Origin of the sequence: Staphylococcus sp. HMSC34G04 (assembly GCF_001838765.1) — a bacterium.
GTDB lineage: Bacteria > Bacillota > Bacilli > Staphylococcales > Staphylococcaceae > Staphylococcus > Staphylococcus epidermidis.
Genome location: NZ_KV838704.1, coordinates 23,258 through 29,562, shown reverse-complemented (window position 1 = coordinate 29,562; position 6,305 = coordinate 23,258). Strand labels below are relative to the sequence as shown.

Here is a 6,305-nt window from a genome sequence, read left to right as displayed (position 1 = left end):
TTATATAATTCCCACTAATTGGGGTCAGTCTACAACTGATGTCTCAGGGTTTTCATCATATACTTATAATATTTTTCTTATGCCCAACCTCTATATCTTGCCGCTTCAGCAGTACGTTTAATACCTACTATATATGCTGCTAACCTCATATCAATTTTTCTATTTTGTGACAATTCATAAATCGTATCAAATGCTGTTACTAACTTTTCACGTAGTTTGTCATTGACTTCTTCTTCAGTCCAATAATAACCTTGATTATTTTGTACCCACTCGAAATAAGATACAGTCACACCCCCTGCACTTGCAAGTACATCCGGCACTAGTAATATATCTCTTTCTGTTAAAATACGTGTTGCTTCAGGTGTCGTAGGGCCATTAGCAGCTTCAACAACAATACTTGCTTTAATATCGTGCGCATTATCTTCAGTGATTTGATTAGAAATTGCAGCAGGAACAAGGATGTCACAATCCAATTCGAATAATTCTTTGTTAGAAATTGTATCTTCGAATAGATTTGTAACTGTACCGAAGCTATCACGTCGATCTAATAAATAATCTATATCAAGTCCATTAGGGTCATGTAAGGCTCCATATGCATCACTTATACCAACTACTTTAGCACCTAAATCGTATAAGAATTTAGCTAAGAAACTACCTGCATTGCCGAAACCTTGAATCACAATTTTGGCATCTTTAATATCCATGCCACGACGTTTTGCCGCTTGTTCAATTGCAATGACTACACCTAAAGCTGTAGAGCGATCACGTCCTTGAGATCCACCTAATACAATAGGTTTGCCTGTTATAAAACCTGGCGAATTAAATTTATCTAATGCACTATACTCATCCATCATCCAAGCCATAATTTGAGAGTTTGTAAAAACATCTGGTGCTGGAATATCTTTGTTAGGGCCAACAAATTGAGATATAGCCCTTACATATCCTCGAGATAAACGCTCAACTTCGTGTATACTCATTTGACGCGGATCACAAACAATACCGCCTTTACCCCCACCATAAGGTAAATTAACAATGCCACATTTTAAAGTCATCCACATTGATAAAGCCTTCACTTCTTCTTCATCAACTTCTGGATGGAAACGAACGCCACCTTTAGTAGGGCCAACTGCATCATTATGTTGTGCACGGTATCCAGTAAATGTTTTAACTGTCCCATCGTCCATTCGTACTGGAATGCGCACTTGTAAAAATCTAATTGGTTCTTTTATAAGGTCATACATACCATCATCAAAGCCCAATTTGTGTAATGCTTCTTTAATAATCCCTTGAGTGGAAGTTACTAAATTATTATTCTCAGTCATGATCCTATTCGCCTCTTTTTACTAAATGATTTCGCTTTCATTCGTAATTGTAACACAATTGAAAGCATTTTAAAGATTTTCTAAATTAATTGTTACAACTATTTGAACCTATGCAAATACACTCTTAATCTTCTCTAAAGCCATGTCTAACTCTTCTTTCGTTATCACTAATGGAGGTGCAAATCTAATAACGGTGTCGTGAGTTTCTTTACATAATAATCCTTGTTCTTTCAAAGCTTCACAATATGGTCTGGCACTTTCATGTAATTCAATACCGATAAATAATCCTCGTCCCCTAACTTCTTTAATAGATGGATGCTCAATTTTTTTCAATTCAGACTTAAAATATTCTCCTAATTCTAATGAACGACCAGGTAAATCCTCGTCAATAATGACATCTATAGCTGCAATAGAAACTGCACACGCTAGTGGATTTCCACCAAATGTAGAACCATGTGAGCCAGGAGTAAATACATCTAATACCTCATTATCTGCAAGAACTACCGAGATAGGAAATACCCCTCCACCTAACGCTTTTCCTAAAATATAAACATCCGGTTTTACATGATCCCAATCCGTTGCAAATAATTTTCCTGAACGTCCTAATCCTGCTTGAATTTCATCAGCAATAAATAAAATTTGATGTTCATCACATAATTCTCTAATTGTTTTCAAATATCCTTCTGGTGGTACGTTAATCCCTGCTTCTCCCTGTATAGGTTCTACTAAAATTGCTGCTGTATTTTTATTAATTGCTGCTTTTAATTGATTAACGTCACCAAACTCAACTTTTCGAAAGCCATCTAACAATGGACCATAGCCTCGTTGATACTCAGCTTCTGAAGACAACGATACTGGTGCCATCGTACGTCCATGGAAATTACCATTAAAGGCGATTATTTCAGCTTTGTTCGGCTCAATACCCTTAACATCATAAGCCCAACGACGAGCAGCTTTTAAAGCTGTTTCAACCGCCTCGGCTCCTGTATTCATAGGCAATGCTTTATCTTTACCTGCGAGTTTACATATTTTCTCATACCATTGACCTAAATTATCACTATGAAAAGCGCGTGATACTAACGTGACTTTATCTGCTTGATCTTTCAATGCTTGAATAATTCTTGGGTGTCGATGACCTTGATTCACTGCCGAGTAAGCCGAAAGCATATCCATATACGTGTTACCTTCCGGATCTTTCACCCATACACCCTCTGCTTCAGAAATAACAATTGGAAGTGGAACGTAGTTATGCGCCCCATAGTGATTTGTTAAGTTAATAATTTTTTCAGATTGAGTCATAAAATCTCCCCTTCGTTTTCGAATAAAAACTTATTAACAATATCATAACTGATTTCTATCGACTCTCAAACTTATTTTTTAATATAACAATAAAATGAATCAATATCGTCATAATCGACAAATTGAATTGTATGAAACAGACTAAATCTTGATGCAAAACATATATGTAAGCCCTTACATTTATAATGACATAACGACTCTATCATTGACAAGTTATATCGTTAATAAACATTAATTTCAATAAAGTAAAAATCATAAAATGCTCTATAATAAAAACCCCTAATGTTGGTTTAACATTAGGGGGAATAGATACATTCAGATATACCATTCAATTATTTGTCTTTTCGAGGTAACGGGTAGAATCCTTGATTAAACTGTTCCCAAAGATTTGGTGTTAGATAATGTTGGTCTTCACGATTAGGATCAAAAGCATTTATAATTTCATCTTCTCGTCCTTCTTTAATTTTAGCAACAAAATCATAATCAAGTAGAATTTCACGACCTAACGCAACAAATTCAACTCCAATGTTCTCAACAGCATTTAGTGCATCTTCAGCTGTAAAGACAGAACCTATACCAATAAGTGGCATACGTCCATTTATCCATTGATGAATAAGTTTCAAGCGATTTTCACCTTTATATTTACCTTCTCGCGTCACTGAGTTAACATCCATTAATGACACATGAATATAATCAAGTGGTTTATTTGCGATTTGGTGAATTAATTCTTCAGTTATCTCCATTGAAATACCTGGTGATTCCGCTTCTTCAGGTGACAATCTATAACCAATAATAAAATCATCATTTGCATGAGCTTTTTTAGCTTTAACAACTTCATCTATAACAGCAACAGGGAATTTATAGTTATCAGCCCAAACATCATTTCTTCTATTATAGTAAGGAGAAACAAATTGGTGAATAAGATAATGGTTTGCGCCATGAATTTCAACGCCATCAAAACCTGCTTCAATTGCTCTTCTAGTTGCTTCACCAAAGTCTCTAATAGTTTGTTCAATTTCTTCAGCAGTCATCTCACGAGCATCATGTTCTTCTTGCTGACCAAAACTTTTAAGAGAAATAGCACTTGGTGCAACAACATCTCCATCAGGTGTTAACTCTGGTAAAGCTTGAGCACCTCCATGATGAATTTGGACTATTGCTTTCGCACCATTTTTCTTCATAACTTGAGCAAGTTCTTTTAACCCTTCGATATCTGAGTCATGTGCAACAGAAGGTTGACCAGGAAATGCTTTACCTACATCATTGACATTACTTGCGGCATTAATTGCAATCCCTACATCTTTGGAACGTTTCTCAATGTAAGGTAATTCTATATCCGAAATTGTTCCATCATCATTTGATGAAGTATGTGTAAGAGGAGCTAAAACAAAACGATTTCTTACCTCAACACCATTAGGTAGTGTTAAAGATTTAAATAAAGGTTCATATTTATTATTCATATTTTTAATACTCTCCTTGCTTAATGATGTTATGACTATAGCATGCTAGTTACATACTATTCTAATTATTTGCTTACAAATTATTTATTCCCCAATTATAAAAATGTTAAGAATAGTTAATTACATTCAACAAATAAATAATAATTGTCTAAAATTCTTTTATTTCCCCTTATTGAAATCATCGTTTATCCAAAATAATTGTTAAATTTAATTAATAAAAAACGACAATCCTAACAACACATTGTTGTTTAAAGATTGTCGTTATCATGTGATTGATTACATATATCGTAACATCACATGTTGGCACGAATTGACAGTCGTTTAGTCATTGTGAATTGCACGTTTTGACTGTTTGATCCAGACCGGTAAGCGTTCTTTAAGTGTTTGAAACCCATACTTTTCTGTTTCTCTAATTTCATCTAAGACAGACTGTTTTTCTTTTTTACGCTCATAATTTTTAAAGTAATCATTATCTTTTAAGGACAAATTTAATTTACCTTCATCATCAATTGATAATATTTTTGCTTTAACAACCTGTCCTTCAGATAGAAATTTCTTTAAGTTATGGACATAATCATCCATAATTTCTGAGATATGGATAAGCCCTTCAGTATGGTCAGGGGTCTCAACAAATGCGCCATACGGTTGAATACCAGTCACACGTACCTTGATATGTTGACCTACTTTGTAGTGATGATTCAACTTGATAACCCCTTATTTCGATTTTCTTAACACTCATATCATAGCATAAATCAAATATCTCGACTAACTATAACCATAATAAAATTCATTAAATTTTAAAAACTGGATCCTTATTGTATTGTTTTGCAAATGAATCTATAAACTAATGGATTAAAATTATCATTCAAATATATGTTTTTCTAATAGATTTAATGAGTAAAGAGCATTGGAATTCGAATTGTGAAATATTACATCAAACCCTTTTACATTGTCTATAGCATTTTATTCTAAGAATCAAGGTAAAGTTAAAAATATTTTGGTATCATTTTCTAACCAAGTTATCAATTATCATTATATTAAAATACCTGAGACAAAATTTGCCTCAGGTTATAAATTATTGATTGGATTTTATCTCTGAAAATAAATACTGACTTCATACACTTTATACAATACAACAAAACTTATAGTTGCAATTAATGAATAAATTATTCTTCTACATCTATCGATTCAATGACTACATCATAAACAGGTTTGTCTTGAGCACCAACTTTAGTATTTGCAATATCTTCTAAAGTTGATTCACCCTCAATCAGTTGACCAAATACTGTATGTTTTTGATCTAACCATGGTGTACCACCTTTTTCACCATATGCTTCTACAATAGGTTGAGGCCATCCACCATCTGCTAATTGACTTAACATATTTTCAGGCACTTCCTTCATTTGGACTATAAAGAATTGAGATCCATTTGTATTAGGACCTGCATTAGCCATTGATAATGCACCGTAAAGGTTAAAAGCTTCTAGAGAAAATTCATCTTCAAAAGCACTACCATAAATACTTTCTCCACCCATACCAGTTGCAGTTGGGTCCCCACCTTGTACCATGAAATCATTGATAACACGGTGGAACGTTACACCATCATAGTACTTATTTTTTGAATGTGTCACAAAGTTTTCAACTGTCTTTGGAGCAATGTCGGGAAATAATTTAAACGTCATGTCACCTTTATTTGTATGCATAACTACTTTAATTTCGTTATCTTGAATCTCTTTATTTAACTGAGGATAGTTCGTCATTTCAATTCTCCATTCGTGTTATGATATAAACATATATTAACATATATGAAAGGAAGTAATATAGGATGTTATATCGATTTTCTCACAAGACAGGCGTTTATGGGGTAAGTATCAAAGAGGAAACTGGAAATCAAATACTCGTACAAGTTGAACAAGTAATCAAACATCCCAAACAAGGTGATTTACACCATCCCAATGAAACAGAAGGCGTCTTTTTTCATGAACGTAAAGCTTTAAGCCATTTTGAGAAACGTTACGCAACACCTTCTCAACTTCGTGAGTTTAATGTCGAGGCCATACCTTATGAAGACTCACTTCAACATGCTATTACACATCTTGAGAATCAATTAAAAAAAGAGGAGACAGATTATTCACGATTGTCTTTAAATAATTTAAATCGTTTAAAAGAAGATTACGCTATTCAATATAAAAGACACTTCGACTAATCCATATTAAAACTTTAG

Annotated in this window: 6 protein-coding genes; 1 reads left to right on the top strand and 5 read right to left on the bottom strand. The window is 33.7% G+C overall.

Annotation, left to right across the window (positions count from 1 at the left end; all coding sequences use genetic code 11):
- Positions 1–77: 77 nt before the first annotated feature.
- The 5 genes from HMPREF3241_RS02215 to HMPREF3241_RS02195 form a co-directional block, all read right to left on the bottom strand.
- The gene (locus tag HMPREF3241_RS02215; RefSeq protein WP_001831995.1) at positions 78–1,322 is read right to left on the bottom strand and encodes a Glu/Leu/Phe/Val family dehydrogenase; all 1,245 of its coding nucleotides are present in this window, start codon (positions 1,320–1,322) and stop codon (positions 78–80) included.
- A 108-nt stretch (positions 1,323–1,430) separates the two neighbouring features.
- The gene (locus HMPREF3241_RS02210) at positions 1,431–2,621 is read right to left on the bottom strand and encodes an ornithine--oxo-acid transaminase (RefSeq protein WP_002457191.1); all 1,191 of its coding nucleotides are present in this window, start codon (positions 2,619–2,621) and stop codon (positions 1,431–1,433) included.
- Between the two features lie 332 nt (positions 2,622–2,953).
- Positions 2,954–4,081 carry an NADH-dependent flavin oxidoreductase gene (locus HMPREF3241_RS02205; protein WP_002487073.1) on the bottom strand — a complete coding sequence of 376 codons (1,128 nt, stop codon included), beginning with the start codon at positions 4,079–4,081 and terminating at the stop codon, positions 2,954–2,956.
- A gap of 321 nt (positions 4,082–4,402) precedes the next feature.
- The gene (gene ygs / locus HMPREF3241_RS02200; protein WP_001831918.1) at positions 4,403–4,783 is read right to left on the bottom strand and encodes a S1 domain-containing post-transcriptional regulator Ygs; all 381 of its coding nucleotides are present in this window, start codon (positions 4,781–4,783) and stop codon (positions 4,403–4,405) included.
- 464 nt (positions 4,784–5,247) lie between these two features.
- Positions 5,248–5,841, bottom strand: a complete 594-nt coding sequence (locus HMPREF3241_RS02195) for a peptidylprolyl isomerase (protein WP_002446045.1) — start codon at positions 5,839–5,841, stop codon at positions 5,248–5,250.
- A gap of 65 nt (positions 5,842–5,906) precedes the next feature.
- On the opposite strand from HMPREF3241_RS02195, the gene HMPREF3241_RS02190 reads away from it, so the two are divergent.
- Positions 5,907–6,287, top strand: a complete 381-nt coding sequence (locus HMPREF3241_RS02190) for a kinase-associated lipoprotein B (RefSeq protein WP_002490787.1) — start codon at positions 5,907–5,909, stop codon at positions 6,285–6,287.
- Positions 6,288–6,305: the final 18 nt, after the last annotated feature.

What these genes read in the sequence shown, in the direction of transcription:
- HMPREF3241_RS02205 (WP_002487073.1), bottom strand. Translation starts at nt 4,081, where the DNA reads ATGAATAATAAATATGAACCTTTATTTAAATCTTTAACACTACCTAAT.
- HMPREF3241_RS02190 (WP_002490787.1), top strand. Translation starts at nt 5,907, where the DNA reads ATGTTATATCGATTTTCTCACAAGACAGGCGTTTATGGGGTAAGTATC.
- HMPREF3241_RS02195 (WP_002446045.1), bottom strand. Translation starts at nt 5,841, where the DNA reads ATGACGAACTATCCTCAGTTAAATAAAGAGATTCAAGATAACGAAATT.
- HMPREF3241_RS02210 (WP_002457191.1), bottom strand. Translation starts at nt 2,621, where the DNA reads ATGACTCAATCTGAAAAAATTATTAACTTAACAAATCACTATGGGGCG.
- HMPREF3241_RS02215 (WP_001831995.1), bottom strand. Translation starts at nt 1,322, where the DNA reads ATGACTGAGAATAATAATTTAGTAACTTCCACTCAAGGGATTATTAAA.